Below are 14,473 nucleotides of genomic sequence, written 5' to 3' on the forward strand. Positions count from 1 at the left end.
AGGAGACTTTGACAGTCATGGCACAGTATGTTCATGAATTTGACAATTACGTGACAATATTTATTTTCAGCCCCTTAATAACCTAAGCCGTATTTGGGTAATTATTAATAATGTACTTCCGAACAACAAAGGAGAACTGACCAATGGACACCGCTACACATTTAGTTATGGGCATAGGGTTAGCCGGACTTTCTTTCGTCGATCCCGTCGTTGCTTCTGACCCTAAACTGGCCGGGGCCGTTATGCTGGCAACGATTTTAGGCTCACAGGCTCCTGATGCCGATACCGCATTACGACTAAAGGACAATGCAATATATATTCGTAATCACCGTGGAATCACACACTCCTTGCCTTTTCTAATTTTGTGGCCCGCTCTGATTGCCCTAGTCTTAGGGCCTCTGTTTGGGTTTACTGATTTGGCAGCTTTAAGCCATGTTGCACTCTGGGGTTTCATAGGTGTAGGCGTGCACGTCTTCTCTGATCTGTTTAACACCTATGGAACTCAGGCGGCCCGTCCATTCACTGAGAAATGGATCGCCTGGAATATCATCCACATTTTCGATCCATTTATTTTTGGCAGCCATATCGCAGCTATTCTGCTCTGGATCACTGGGATTGTTCCGCCTAGACCTTTATTTATTACGCTTTATGCCTGTACCATTCTTTATTATATTTGGAGAACGATTGTTCATGCCCGCCTTACACGAAACATCAAGCTTAAAGATATACACCATACTGCTGGCGAACGTTATATTGTAATCCCTACAATTTCACTTAAACGCTGGAACGTAGTTAAAGTGAAAAAAGACGGCAGTTATGACGTTGGGCAGCTACTGAACAACCGTCTGGAATGGTTCAAACATGCGGTCTGCTCGAATCATCCCGCTGTGGAAATATCCAAGTCGCATCCAGATATTCAGTCCTTTTTATATTTCACCTCTTATGCGGTGGCCGAAGTGGAGGAGCTTCCTTCAGGATATATGGTGCGCTGGGGAGACGTTCGTTATTTACACCGCAAACAATACCCTTTTGTGGCTGTATTAGTTATGGATAACCAATATAAACCTTTAAATACTTATGTAGGCTGGCTTAGCAGCGATAAGCTCGACAAACGATTTTCCATCGACCCTGGTTCTTTACGATGAAACTGTAGACTTACTGAGAGAACTATTCTATAATCACAAAAAATCCCGGAGTATTTATAATACTCCGGGATTCATTTTAGCAGACACGGAAAGGAAGGCTCTTAATGGGTAAAGGACTCTCACTTTGGTTCGCTTGTTCTTCTATTCTTATTCTCACTGCCGCTTCAATCGCGATCAGTTATAGCTTCTGGCTGGCACTTCTGCTTGGTTTTCTCTGCGTATTGAATATTGGCTGGGGATTTATCCTCAAAGCCAGAATTAGACGCAAACAGGAAAGTTTAAGCTCTGATTAGATTAACGAGCTGGCAGAAAGCCCATCCGCTCTTTTACGCCATTCAATGTCTCAGCTGCAACAATACGTGCGCGTTCAGCACCTTCGGCAAGAATATCAGTGATCGCACCTGAACTGCGAATTTCATGATATCTTTGTTGCAAAGGCTCAAGTGTGGACACAACCACTTCCCCAAGATCCTTCTTAAAGCCACCATACATTTGTCCCTCATAACGATCGGCAATTTGCTGGAGGGACATTCCAGAACATTCCGAGTAAATACTCATCAAGTTACTAATCTCTGGCTTATTAGCCGGATCAAAGATAACTTCACGTCCAGAATCAGTCGTTGCACGGCTGATTTTTTTACGGATCACATCCGGCGAATCCAACAGGGCAATATAGCTGCCTGCATTTGGGCTGCTCTTGCTCATTTTTTTAGTGCCATCATCCAGAGACATAATGCGTGCGCCCACTTCAGGGATATACGGTTCAGGAATCGTAAAGAATTCGCCAAAACGGTTATTAAATCGGCCAGCTAAATCACGGGTCAACTCCAAGTGCTGCTTCTGATCTTCACCTACTGGCACAAGATCCGCATTATAAACAAGAATATCTGCTGCCATTAAAGAAGGATATACGAATAGGCCCGCGCCAACCGAATCCTTACCTGATGATTTATCTTTGAACTGTGTCATACGCTCAAGCTCGCCCATTGCCGTTAGCGTAGTCATGATCCAACCCAATTCCGCATGCTGAGGCACATGGGACTGCATATATACATTCGAACGCACAGGATCAATTCCTGCCGCGATAAAGAGTGCAGCTACAGCTTCAGACTGCTCACGCAGTGCCGCAGGATCTTGAGCAACGGTGATCGCATGCATATCGACAACCATAAAGAAACATTGATGATCGTCTTGCAGCTTCACAAAATTTTTCAGCGCTCCGATATAGTTACCCAAAGTTAGAGAACCGCTCGGTTGTATGCCTGACATTACTTTTTTCAACATAATATAGACCTCCGTTAGATGTGATTTCCAATTTCCGAGAACGCAAAAAAAGCCTCATCCGCAAGGGACGTGAGACCGTGGTGCCACCCTTATTCGCTGCTAAACCTTTGTATAGTCAAAAGGAAACAGCCTTAGTCTTCCGTTAACGGGGAAGATCCGGCCGGTCTACTAGGGTATCTTGCTCCCGTTCAAGCGCGGCGCTCAGGGGTCCATTCATCAAGAGTGTCCTACCGGTTCGCATCAACCACCGGCTTTCTGAAGGTACACTTCCTGCCTACTTGTCCCCGTCATCACATTCTCATCATAATTTAATGCCTTCATCATAGAACCATAAAGAGAAGTTGTCAAATCACTTAACCACTTCCGTATAAATCTGTTATGATAAGGTTATCCATGTTCTATTCGATTACAGTTACGATAAAGGAGCATATCTCATGAAACAGGTGACCAAAGGGCAGTGGGGCGGTTATGATACTTATATTTTGCACAGCCGCGAACTGGAAGTCACGCTTTTGCCGCGACTAGGAAACAACGTGATTTCATTGTTTGATGTAAAGGAACAACGGGAAATTCTGCGGCGGCCTGATGAAAGCGATCAAGCTTTCTTTATGCAAAAACCTTACCATTTTGGCATCCCGCTCTTAATTCCACCCGGAAGAATTCGTAAAGGAAAATTTCAATTCGAGGGTACAAGTTATCAATTTGACCAGAATACCGCTGGTGACAATCATATCCATGGTCTACACCGGACTCAATCCTGGTGTGTCAGCGATATTGAAGAAGACGAGGACGGTTGTGCAGTCACTACTGAATTCCTTACTGAAGATGATCCACACTGGATGGAGCAATTTCCCATTCCACTCAAATTCGAAATGACATTCAGGCTTCAGGATGCCCGGCTCAGCCAGACTTTAAAGGTTACAAATCTCGGCGATCATCGTATTCCCTTTGGGATCGGTTATCACACCTGGTTTATGATCGATGGAGAACCTGAACGCTGGAATCTCAAATTGCCCGTAAACAGCATTTATGAACTAAACGATGAATTGCTCCCTAGCGGCAATCTAATTCCACTCGGTGATCTAGAGTCTCTAAATTCTGGAATTAACCTACAGGGAACTAATTTTGATACCGCTCTGCGTATTGGTGACAAGCAGCCCGTAGAAGCATTGTTATTACGCGATGATGGTTATGGTCTTCGTTATACGGCCGACGAGAATCTTTTTCGCCACTGGGTCCTGTATACCAAAGGACCAGCCGATCAATTTCTGTGCATCGAACCTTATACCTGGCTCCCGGATGCTCCTAACGTTTCCGACGATCCTTCCTTCACTGGCTTGCTGAAGGTAGAACCAGGTCAAAGCCTTGAGCTGTCCACTATGCTGGAAATGATCTATCCCGAGAATTAAAGCAGATATACATTATATCGGTCTTCCCTTGCGTTTACGTAAGAGAAGGCCGATTTTTTGTGCGAGCTTAGTTATTTAGGCTTTCCTACCCTTACTTTTAATCGACTAATAATTACCATCCTTAAAACCTTTCGATAGCATGCATGAATTAGCCTCTTAGCGCTCATACTATCTTCACAACGGGCGAAGGAGGTGACACACATGGGTCAAGCAGGTCAAGGTCGTAGCAGCCGTTCCAATAACCTTGTAGTTCCTCAAGCAAATGCAGCGTTGCAACAATTGAAATATGAAGCAGCACAAGAGCTTGGAGTAACGATCCCAGCTGACGGTTATTACGGGAACTACACTTCCCGCGAAACTGGTTCTTTGGGAGGTTACATCACTAAACGTCTAGTACAACTGGCAGAACAACAACTGTCCGGTCGTCAGTAACATCGTTATCTTAAGTGTTTTATCCGGCTGAGGTCTTAAAAAGCCCATTGCCGACTAGCTTTCAAACCTCTCACACTTCTTCCAGAAGCTGTGGGAGGTTTTTCTAATTTATACCCTATAATCCGAGCTGCATGCAATCTTTATGTAAAACGTTTAACTTAAAAATTGATCAGCACTCTCGGCGTAAGCATTACGGGGAGATCGAATCATCAGATTCGCCATATTATAATTGGACTCCAGCGTAGCATCTACGATTAGCTTTCCCTGTCTTATAGCGAATTCATAGCTGATCTCACCATGAGTCCAGCGCCGTTTGTATTTCAGACTCTCCAGTGCCATTAGACGAAAAGAAGACTGCTGACTCTCCGTTATTCCTTCCTTTACTTCTGTGAATCCACCACCCCGACCGGCTAGAGGGTGATGACGTATGCCGAATTTGCCAATGGTATTATTTCGTATTTGCACAAATACCGTACCGGAAGATAGTCCCGATAATTCCTCTTGCAGTTCCCTAAACACCAAATCCATCTGTCTTGCTAATGATAGCTGTTCTGTCTTAAGCATATCTTTCCTCCTAAAAGTTTTGTGAGCTTAGCTTCTTCGAGTTCACTTCGTCTTTTATAAATCGAACCCTAAATATTTAGGCTAAGGATCCGTCGCTACTGCGGGGAATGTTTGGACTTCCAGCCGCTGTTGTCTCCAAATTTCTTGAATTCTTACGCGTACAGCGGGTGAAATTCGGAGACAAAGGCGGTCGCTCCCGCTCTTACAGTTCCAAAATTCCCCTCCGCCACTCCTTCCCCTTTTCCCAAGTTTCTGGTTCGATTTATATTGTTTGTGAGCTTAGCTACTTCGAGTTTACTTCGTACAAATCAGCTTAGTAAGCGCTTACTTAAGCTTTTTGAGCTAAGCTCATTAGTCTTCCTTGCAAGCCTTATATAAGGCTCAAGGCTCATTATAGACCCCTTAAATACGTCAAACAACATTATTCTACAAAATTGGGTTATTATCCCTAGTAATGCGCAAAATTCATAGATCATTCGTATATTAATTTTTATAAAACGGGAGTTTTCGACATTTAACCATTAAAAAAAGACCCCTTAACCGGGGTCTTTGCGTGTTCACACTGAAATTCCGTTATTTTTAGCGCACTGAAATTTGTCTTATTTTAGACATTTCATGCTAAATGCTCAGTCATCTCCAAGAACTCGTTGATATCAGCCACGATCAAATCTGTAGCCCCTTGCCAGAAATCTGGCTTAGTCAGATCCACACCCAAATGTTTGAGCACCAAATCCTCCAATGTCATCACGCCGGTATCCTGCAACAAGCTATCATATTTGTCTGCAAAGGAAGCTCCCTCTTGTAATGCCAGACGATATAAGCCTGTACTGAACATATAACCAACAGTGTACGGGAAATTATAGAAAGGTACATCTGTGATATAGAAATGCAGCTTCGACGCCCAGAAGTGAGGATGGTATTCAGAAAGTACACCACAGAAAGCTTCTTTCTGTGCTTCCACCATCAGAGCAGACAGTTCCTCAGCATTTACAAGGCCTTCCTTACGTTTTTCATAAAAGCGAGTCTCGAACAAGAATCGAGCGTGAATGTTCATAAAGAATGCCACACTGTTCTGTATCTTCGTTTCAAGCAGTGCCAGCTTCTCCTCTGCATTGCCCGCAGCTTTAACCTGAGCATCAGATACAATCACTTCTGCAAAGGTTGAAGCGGTCTCTGCAACGTTCATTGCATAATTCTGATTAAATACAGGTTGATCATCAAGCAAGTAGGAATGATAGGCATGTCCCAGCTCATGGGCCAATGTTGAAACATTGGAAGGTGTGCCGCTGTAAGTCATGAATATCCGTGATTCTTTGCTCTCAGGGAAGGAAGTACAGAATCCACCAGGACGTTTGCCATTACGATCCTCAACCTCGATCCAGTTATTATCAAAGGCACGCTCTGCAAACTCAGCCATCTTAGGACTAAATTTACGGAACTGTGTGACGATATCCTTCGCAGCTTGATCATAAGGGATTTTGCCGGAGGATTTGCCTACAGGAGCTTCGACATCGACCCATGAGAGGGAATCCAACCCCAGCAGCTTGGCTTTGCGCTGAAGGTAGGACACGAGTACAGGTTTGCTCTTCGTAATTACGTCCCACATCGTATTTAAGGTGTCCTGTGTCATACGATTGATGCTGAGCGGATCTTTTAGAACATCGTCCCAGCCTCTGCCCTTATAGAGCTTCAGGCGGAAGCCTGCTAAGTGATTTAAAGTATCTGCGCAATTATCTGCCGCTTCAGTCCAAGCCTCTTCCCATTTATGGAACATCGCTTGACGCACTTTTGGATCTGGATCATCCAGCTTATTAAAAGCTTGACCTGCAGAAAGCAGCTTTGCTCCTTCTTCATCCTCAAATGGGATCTTGATTGAGCTTACAATCGTATCATAGTGTCCGCTCCATCCATGATATCCGTCAACAGCTAATTCCAACGCTAAGCTTTCCAGCTCAGGGCTCATCTTCTCACGGGCCAAATCACGGCTCTCGCTCAGTACGAACGTTAAAGGAGCAATCTCTGGACGAGCCATCCACTCAGCCCATACCTTGTCCGTAGTCTGACGCAGTACATTGCTAAATTGCGAGCTGATCCCTTCGAATCCGGCGCGCATGCTTGTCACTTTGGCTGCCAGTCTTACCGCACCCTTGTCCATCTGATTCTGAGCGCCTAGACAGTCTGCGAAGGAAGTGACCTCCACAAGTCTTCCTGAACAGCTCTGAAGCAATGCTATAACCTCATCCAATGCTTTTGTAGACGCAACATCCGTTGGTGCCACAGCATCCTTCACAAAGCCCTGTAAGGATAAAATATCTTTTTCAAGCTTGCTCAAGAAACCTTCTAGCTCTGCAGACGAAGACCCCCCCGGAAAAATAGTATCCAGTTCCCAAGTCAGTGATAACGGTTGTTTCATTTGTACTCACCATTCCTTTGCTTTCATTTGACTTTCTTTGTAATTGTCTTAACACCATGGTAAAGTGAATAACGATATCTGAACATTTATAGCCGATAAACTTTAGGAGGGCATTCATATGAAGCCACTACAAATTTCACCGGAAACAGCCATTACGTTATCCAAGCAACTAGGCGTTCCTTTGGAACACTTGATGCATATGCCCCAACATATTTTACTACAAAAAATAGCGGAGCTATCCAAAAAACAAAATCCCCCACAAACTGAGGGCGAAAATGAAGAGACTCCTTCTGGGAAGGACTCACAATGATTCCTTTTAGTCATACCTGGCCTTATGACATCATTCTAGGCGATATGTATGTGCAATACTGTCCATTCTGCAACTCAGAGAATGTGCTTCTGCCTATGAAGCCAAAAGAATTACAAATCGTTCGTGACGGCAAGAAAAAACTGCTTGTCTTCCCCTGCTGCAGCGCCAGTCCTACAGTTATAGATAATGACGGCGATTACCTTTTGTTCGATCGAGCTGTCAGATAAGCAAATCCTAACATTTTCTTTCTACAAAGCGCAGAGGAGAATTAAATTCTCTTCTGCGCTTTTTGTTGTTCGCAAATCGTTATGAACTTGAAGACAAGCCTTCGACATCAACCTCAACCTCTACAGCCTCAGCACGCATTTGCTCCCGTAAAATAACCCACTGCTCACGTGCCGCTCGAATCATCGCCGCATCCATAATCTTCTGATCATTAATCAGACGGGAGAACCACATCACAGCCACTGAGTATTCTCCGATGCGCCGATTAAGTTCGCCGATCAGGTACATGAGCCGGGCATCATTGCCGGCAATGCCATCTTTTTCATAGACCTTAACATACTCGTCCAAAGAATAACGTAAAAAACGCTTCTCCTGCTCAGTCTCCCCTTGGTAGCGATAGAGCCAAGCAATGTGATGCAGCAGACTTGCAATAATCCGATCTTTATCGTTAATACTCTGAGCACATAAAAGCGCCAGCTTATAGGTCTCGAGCGCAGTTTCCCAGTCTCTTTTCTCCCCAAAGTCTCGGCTCTTCCAGCGTTTCCCTACCTGCTCATTAAATGCCTTACGCTGACGTTCCGTCAGCTTGTCAGCCGAATTTTCTGTGGAGGCAAACCCGCAATTGGGGCAGACCCGTACAACATAATAATCCGGATTCTCATTTTTATAATATGCGCAGAAATCAGCATCACGCCGAACAGCCTTTTTTAGGCTAGGACGTACCCGCGAGGTTGAAAATTCATTTTCACAGTTGCAACACTTGACCTTTATAGAATATAGGGGTATTAACTCTGTCAAGTACTCTCATTCCTTTCAGGATCAACCTGTCCCTTGTTATTCCTGGGGCATGTTAACAAAATGATGTGCAGGACCTGCAAGGCGGCTAAGCACGAATGAACGCAGTGGTTCTTCGACTCCAGTCTCCACCAGTGCCTCTTTCATACATTGTAGCCACTCATCAGCACGTTCTGAAGTAATAGGAATATGCATATGCCTTGCTCTCATCATGGGATGTCCATGTAATTCCGAATAAAGTGGACCCCCGCCAAAAAACTGTGTCAGGAATTGATATTGCTTCTCCAGAACTGGAGTAATATCTTCAGGGAACAAGGGTCCCAGCTGCGGATGAAGCTGTACCTTGGCATAGAACACTTCCACCAACCGATGTAGTGCTTCAGCCCCCCCTAGATTTTCATATATACTCTCATTTGGATTCATTGAGGTTACCAGCCTTCTTCCATATTAATGAAACGTTACGTATTTTATTATACCAAAGATAAGCATAACACGGATATCCGTCGAAAGTGCTCTCTAAAGTACAGAAAAAAGACGCTAAACTATAGTTCAGCGCCTGAAGAGTAAGGTTAGTAGGTCCTAAATTCCTCATCACCAGGAGGGACGAGAGAGACCCGGATTACATATACAAAAGCACAAACGAGAACTCCGGCTATAACGCTCATCGCCATCACTCCATCCCATTTAATCGTGTAACAGAGGGTGCATTTATTTATTACATAATATCATAATTCCTGCGAAAAAGCACAGATAATTGTAACCGCTTTCTCCATTTTTTTGTGCTGTTTGTCCCTCTTTTTGCATACATCTAACCATAGACCAGGAGGCGTTAATTATGACTTTTAAAAAGATTGGCGGCCCGCTGCTGGGATTCATATTGGCTGGTTGTATGCTGCTGATGTTACTTCATCCTGAAGCATCTCTTGCCGCAGCCTTACGTGGCCTGGCCATCTGGTGGGACGTGCTCTTCCCTTCACTGTTTCCATTCTTCGTCATTTCTGAAATCATGCTAGGCTTAGGCATTGTCCATCTCTTCGGCGCTTTACTTGATCCACTGATGCGCCCCCTCTTCGGTATACCTGGCAGCGGTGGTTTTGTCGCGGCCATGGGATATGTATCAGGATATCCCGTTGGAGCCAAATTAACCGCTAAGCTGCGGGAGCAGAAGCTGATCAGCAGAATCGAAGGTGAACGCCTTGTAGCATTTACAACCTCCTCCGATCCTATTTTTCTACTAGGGGCGGTATCCGTTGGGTTCTTTCGCGATGCTTCTTTGGGGCTAATATTGGCACTAGCCCACTACGGAAGTGGCTTAATGGTTGGTCTCCTAATGTCATTTCATGGACGTAAGGAACAAAAGACTCCCACCCAAGACCCAACAAAAAGTAGTTCTGACGCCCCCTCTGCTCCAGCAAAACAAGGATTCGGCAGAATACATGCCGCACTCCTTGCGATGTCCGAAGCCCGGCGCAAGGATGGACGGAGCTTCGGGGAACTGTTAAAAGGAGCGATCCAATCCTCGCTACAGCTTATTATTGTCGTAGGGGGTCTGGTTGTATTCTTCAACGTGCTAATGGAGCTGCTTGCCCGTGCCGGAATCCTGCCCTCACTATTTAGCCTGGCCGGATCTCTCGTCTCCCTTGTTGGAGGGCCTCCCGAATTAGCTCAGGCCTTGATCAGCGGATTGTTCGAGGTCACCATAGGTGCTCGTTCTGCTGGTGAAGCCGCTTCTTCCATCCCGCTTCAATTCAAGGTCGCAGCAGCTGCCTTTATTCTCTCTTGGGGCGGATTATCTGTACATGCCCAAGTCGCCAGTATTTTGAACGGTACCGGGCTGCGTTATCTGCCGTTCTTAACTGCACGACTAATACATGCCATACTCGCAGCAGGTCTCGTGGTGCTGCTATGGAAGCCTGTGATGGGATCAGGATTGTCTTCTGCATGGGTCTCTCTGCCTGCCTCCACTGCCTTTACACCATCAGCCTCAGGTGTCACTGCCAGTCTAGCTCTACTGAGTCTTATACTAGCCGCTGCTCTTCTAGTGTCACTGCTTATCCCTGCCTTTATGGCAATGCTCCGATTGATGCGCCGAAGTTGATTACATATTGTGTTCCGGGGCAAGATTGATTATGATCGGTGTATGACGGAATTATATAAAGGAGCTTGTACATCTTGAGATATTATGTTCTGGACCGCGGTGATGAGCTGTCAATCAAACTTGCCGAGCAATTTCACAAGCTGGCGGCGGAGCGGGATTTGCAACTGGATGCCGAGTCTCCGGAAATCGTCATCTCGATAGGTGGAGACGGCACAATGCTGCACGCTTTTCATACCTTTATCGACCAGATTCCCAACTTAGCCTTTGTAGGTGTGCACACAGGACACCTCGGCTTCTATGCGGACTGGCAAGCAGAAGAGCTGCCCACCTTAATCGATTATATGTGCGGAACCGGTGAATCTGAGCCGCAGAAACCGCGTATTGTGAAATATCCATTAATAGAGCTGGAGATTCACAAAAAATCGGGATCTTCGTCTCACATTGCCCTCAACGAATTTACCCTTAAAGGGGTGGATGGAACTATAATGATCCAAATCGACATCAACGATGTCACCTTCGAAATGTTCCGGGGCGATGGACTTTGTATTTCAACTCCCTCTGGCAGTACAGCTTATAACAAAAGCCTAGGGGGCGCTATGGTTCACCCTTCAATAGAAGCGCTGCAGATTGCCGAAATCGCGTCTATTAACAACCGTGTATTCCGGACAATGGGCTCGCCGCTACTACTGCCAAAGCATCATCATTGTGACATTTTTTCATGTAAAGACCAGCGTTTGCTGCTCACCGTAGATCATAACAACATTCCTGTTGATGACCTGATTTCAGTACGCTGTCAAGTTTCAGACAAAAAAGTCAGCTTCGCAAGATATCGTCCGTTTCCGTTCTGGAACCGTGTCCGTGAAGCTTTCTTAGTCTGAGATCAGGGGATCAAAAAGCTGGAGATTTCAATATCTCCGGCTCTTTTTGGTGTGACAAAACTAACACCAATTGATAGACATAGAGAGAAATCAAATGGTATAATGAGGCTATTTTACAAAGAGTTACATAAAAGGAGAGAGTACTGTTGAAAAAATTATTATCCCTCTTGAGCATAAGTCTTCTGGCCCTGATACTGGCGGTCCCGGCTTTTGCTGCTTCAAAACCGATTGATGTTTATATCAACGGCAGTAAGGTTTCCTTTACCGCAGGAACCCCTTACTTAGCGAACAATTCTGTACTTGTCCCTTTCCGGGTCATCTTCGAAAAGCTTGGACTGCAGGTGCTTTGGGATGCCAAGACTGGAACAGTAACAGGTAAAAGTTCAAATCTGGCGATCAGCCTGAAAATTGGCAGCAACCGTGCAACCGTTAACGGAACCGTGAAAAAACTGACCACCGCACCAGTCTCCTCAGCTGGCACTACATACATTCCTTTACGTTTTATCGCAGAGGCAACCGGAGGCACAGCCGTCTGGAATTCAACCAGCAGAAGCGTGCAAATTACCACCCCAGTATCCAAAGATAAGGACGAAGCAGCGATTACAGCATTAATCCGTTTGTCTAATAAGTATTTTAATGAAGAAAAAGCAATTAGCTTCTATTCCCTTATGGATTCAGAATCCTCTAATGCGGAGTCAGTGGCGGATCTCAATGCATCCTTTGAGATTTTTGATATAAAAAATACTATTGAAAGTTTGGAAATCATTGATATTACAGGCGATGACGCTACTGTGTATACATTGGAAAGCTCTCGCCGGACAGGTGGGGCCTATACGCCAGATACAGAGGACGAATACATGTATACACTTGTCCGCAAGAATGGAAGCTGGAAAATATCATCTGTGGAATCCCAAAGCTCCGTGATACTGCTGACTCGTGAACAAGCTCTAAAAACAGCAGCTAACATTCCTCAAAATGATGCGGATGCCATCAAAGGTAATATCACCAAATATTATCAAGCTATGAATGAACAAAATCCGGCGGCTGTTCTTTCCACCATGACTTCATACGGAGAAGAATATGATACCTCCCTTAAGGAAGATCTGGAAGATTTCTTTACTTCATACGACGTCACTTATACTCCAAGCGTTTCAAATATCTACTATTTTAGCGCCAAAGAAGCAGCTATTTATGTGGAAAACAAAGAGAAAGATGCCAGTGAAGAGGAAACTTTTGAGCAAGGCACTATCTTCATTTTATCCAAGTCGGATAGCGGGGTATGGACTACTGATAACACCTATAGCGTTTACTATAAACTTGTGAAATCCTAAAACCATACGTCACAGAAAGTTAATTCGTGCAGTGTATACTTTCTTATCTTATAAATTATATAAAAAGGGCGTATGATTCCATGAAATCCAATAAAGTAATAAGTGCACTTCTAAGCAGCTGTCTGGCTTTATCCCTAACTTTTGCTCCAGTAGTTTCTGCTGCCGATCCCGCTCAGGCATCTACAGATAACCGTGATCTTATCAATGAAGTCATGAATATTCTGGAGAACTATAACCTCTCCGGTGTAGATAAGGATACTTTGATTCGTGGAGCCATTGACGGCATGGTGAACACCCTGGATGATCCTTATAGCCAATACTTCAATACCGAGGAAGCGGCACAATTTGAACATGATGTTGATCTGGAATACGTTGGTATTGGTGTTAGATTGCAATATACCGCAACAGAACTATACATCGAAGACATAACACCCGGTTCGCCTGCAGAACAAGCAGGTCTGAAACGCGGTGATACGATAGTCAAAATTAACGGAATCCCCGTTGAAGAGACCGAAGGAGACGAGTTAAGCGGAGCCGCAGGCACCAAGGTCACTCTGCAGGTGCTCCGGAATGGAGTGACTAAATCATTTCGTGTAACCCGAAATGAAATCAGCTCGACTTCTGTTACCGGAACTATTGTTGGACAGAAGATAGCCTACATCACACTGAGTGGTTTCACACAGAATTCCGATGAAGAATTTGCCGCTATGCTGAAAAAGATGCGTGCAGCAGGTATGAAATCGATGGTGCTTGATTTGCGTGACAACTTAGGCGGCTATATGGATTCGGCATACAACATTGTCTCCAATTTCATGGATAAAGGCATCATGATGTATACCTCCGATCAAACCGGAGCACTTACTCCAGTAACGATTACCAGTGGCAGCAAAATAGGCGTACCCGTCGTTATTCTAACGAATGAGTACACTGCCAGCGCTTCTGAGGCGCTTACTGGCGCATTACGCGACAATAAGCTCGCTACCGTCGTAGGCACTCGTTCTTTCGGCAAAGCACGTATTCAGAGCCTGCTTCCAATGTCCAATGGAGACATGCTGAAGCTGACTACGCAGAAATATCTAACTCCAAATAAAGAAGACTTTAATCACATCGGGCTTGCACCGGATATTGAGGTTAAAGGCAAAACTGCGCAGCTGATTACCGCTCTACAGATTGCAGGAATGAAAAGCATTGAGGTTTCCGGTGATCATCATATCTTGAATGTCAACGGGGTTGCCTTTGCTGGTAATGTGGGTCTAATAAAGCAAGGAGATAAGACTTATGCTTCTTCGCTCGTACTAGGTGCACTGATCGAAGGCGACATCACATGGGATGCCAAGAACAAAAAAGTCATCGTAACGAACGGGACAGGTAAAGCGACCGGCTTTACGTTGTCCTCCAAAGAGGCGCTTTCTCAGAACGGCGAGACCTTCATTGAATTAAATGCCTTTAAGAAGAAGTTCCCTGCGCTTGTATGGAGTTACAATGCAACACAGAAACAATTGAAATTATCTGTAAAATAGATCCTTAATCTAGCTAATCATTAAGCTGCTGAATCAAGCAACCATGAGTAAAAACAGGAGTTGTCACAT

15 protein-coding genes and 1 other annotated feature are annotated in these 14,473 nt (G+C 44.8%); of the genes, 10 read left to right on the forward strand and 5 right to left on the reverse strand.

The window, feature by feature from the left end:
- The first annotated feature begins 143 nt into the window (after positions 1 to 143).
- Positions 144 to 1,145 carry a metal-dependent hydrolase gene (locus tag MKX34_RS27365; RefSeq protein WP_076296368.1) on the forward strand — a complete coding sequence of 334 codons (1,002 nt, stop codon included), beginning with the start codon at positions 144 to 146 and terminating at the stop codon, positions 1,143 to 1,145.
- 104 nt (positions 1,146 to 1,249) lie between these two features.
- Positions 1,250 to 1,438: a hypothetical protein gene (locus MKX34_RS27370; protein ID WP_038573198.1), complete on the forward strand. Its 189-nt coding sequence runs from the start codon at positions 1,250 to 1,252 to the stop codon at positions 1,436 to 1,438.
- 1 nt (position 1,439) lies between these two features.
- On the opposite strand, the gene trpS is transcribed toward MKX34_RS27370, so the two are convergent.
- Entirely contained in the window at positions 1,440 to 2,426 is a 987-nt protein-coding gene (gene trpS / locus MKX34_RS27375) for a tryptophan--tRNA ligase (protein ID WP_036685592.1), read from the reverse strand.
- 63 nt (positions 2,427 to 2,489) lie between these two features.
- Positions 2,490 to 2,729 (reverse strand) — a binding site (T-box leader).
- Positions 2,730 to 2,863: 134 nt separating this feature from the next.
- On the opposite strand from trpS, the gene MKX34_RS27380 reads away from it, so the two are divergent.
- The gene (locus tag MKX34_RS27380; RefSeq protein WP_076105307.1) at positions 2,864 to 3,838 is read left to right on the forward strand and encodes an aldose 1-epimerase; all 975 of its coding nucleotides are present in this window, start codon (positions 2,864 to 2,866) and stop codon (positions 3,836 to 3,838) included.
- 201 nt (positions 3,839 to 4,039) lie between these two features.
- Entirely contained in the window at positions 4,040 to 4,270 is a 231-nt protein-coding gene (locus tag MKX34_RS27385) for an alpha/beta-type small acid-soluble spore protein (protein ID WP_036685295.1), read from the forward strand.
- A 153-nt stretch (positions 4,271 to 4,423) separates the two neighbouring features.
- Here the strand turns inward: MKX34_RS27385 and MKX34_RS27390 are convergent, their stop codons facing one another.
- Entirely contained in the window at positions 4,424 to 4,834 is a 411-nt protein-coding gene (locus tag MKX34_RS27390) for a hypothetical protein (RefSeq protein WP_036685297.1), read from the reverse strand.
- A gap of 613 nt (positions 4,835 to 5,447) precedes the next feature.
- A complete protein-coding gene (locus tag MKX34_RS27395) occupies positions 5,448 to 7,247 on the reverse strand; it encodes a M3 family oligoendopeptidase (protein ID WP_076274257.1) in 1,800 nt (599 codons plus the stop codon).
- 118 nt (positions 7,248 to 7,365) lie between these two features.
- On the opposite strand from MKX34_RS27395, the gene MKX34_RS27400 reads away from it, so the two are divergent.
- Both MKX34_RS27400 and MKX34_RS27405 read left to right on the forward strand, forming a co-directional pair.
- Entirely contained in the window at positions 7,366 to 7,557 is a 192-nt protein-coding gene (locus MKX34_RS27400; protein ID WP_076105309.1) for a YycC family protein, read from the forward strand.
- Positions 7,554 to 7,784, forward strand: coding sequence for a hypothetical protein (locus MKX34_RS27405; protein ID WP_036685307.1), 231 nt, complete (start codon positions 7,554 to 7,556; stop codon positions 7,782 to 7,784). Before MKX34_RS27400 ends, MKX34_RS27405 begins: the two co-directional genes overlap by 4 nt.
- A gap of 79 nt (positions 7,785 to 7,863) precedes the next feature.
- On the opposite strand, the gene MKX34_RS27410 is transcribed toward MKX34_RS27405, so the two are convergent.
- On the reverse strand, positions 7,864 to 8,580 hold the full coding sequence (locus MKX34_RS27410) for a DUF2225 domain-containing protein (protein ID WP_076274256.1): 717 nt from the start codon (positions 8,578 to 8,580) through the stop codon (positions 7,864 to 7,866).
- A 36-nt stretch (positions 8,581 to 8,616) separates the two neighbouring features.
- Positions 8,617 to 9,000: a globin gene (locus MKX34_RS27415; protein ID WP_076296367.1), complete on the reverse strand. Its 384-nt coding sequence runs from the start codon at positions 8,998 to 9,000 to the stop codon at positions 8,617 to 8,619.
- A 412-nt stretch (positions 9,001 to 9,412) separates the two neighbouring features.
- On the opposite strand from MKX34_RS27415, the gene ylbJ reads away from it, so the two are divergent.
- The 4 genes from ylbJ (at position 9,413) to MKX34_RS27435 (ending at position 14,404) form a co-directional block, all read left to right on the forward strand.
- The gene (gene ylbJ / locus MKX34_RS27420; protein ID WP_076141968.1) at positions 9,413 to 10,675 is read left to right on the forward strand and encodes a sporulation integral membrane protein YlbJ; all 1,263 of its coding nucleotides are present in this window, start codon (positions 9,413 to 9,415) and stop codon (positions 10,673 to 10,675) included.
- Between the two features lie 74 nt (positions 10,676 to 10,749).
- Positions 10,750 to 11,553, forward strand: a complete 804-nt coding sequence (locus MKX34_RS27425; RefSeq protein ID WP_076105311.1) for an NAD kinase — start codon at positions 10,750 to 10,752, stop codon at positions 11,551 to 11,553.
- A 146-nt stretch (positions 11,554 to 11,699) separates the two neighbouring features.
- Positions 11,700 to 12,884, forward strand: coding sequence for a copper amine oxidase N-terminal domain-containing protein (locus MKX34_RS27430; protein WP_036685319.1), 1,185 nt, complete (start codon positions 11,700 to 11,702; stop codon positions 12,882 to 12,884).
- Positions 12,885 to 12,964: 80 nt separating this feature from the next.
- Positions 12,965 to 14,404, forward strand: a complete 1,440-nt coding sequence (locus tag MKX34_RS27435) for a S41 family peptidase (RefSeq protein ID WP_081383867.1) — start codon at positions 12,965 to 12,967, stop codon at positions 14,402 to 14,404.
- The last annotated feature ends 69 nt before the right edge of the window (positions 14,405 to 14,473 follow it).

Origin of the sequence: Paenibacillus sp. FSL R5-0636 (assembly GCF_037974255.1) — a bacterium.
Classification (GTDB): domain Bacteria; phylum Bacillota; class Bacilli; order Paenibacillales; family Paenibacillaceae; genus Paenibacillus_AQ; species Paenibacillus_AQ odorifer.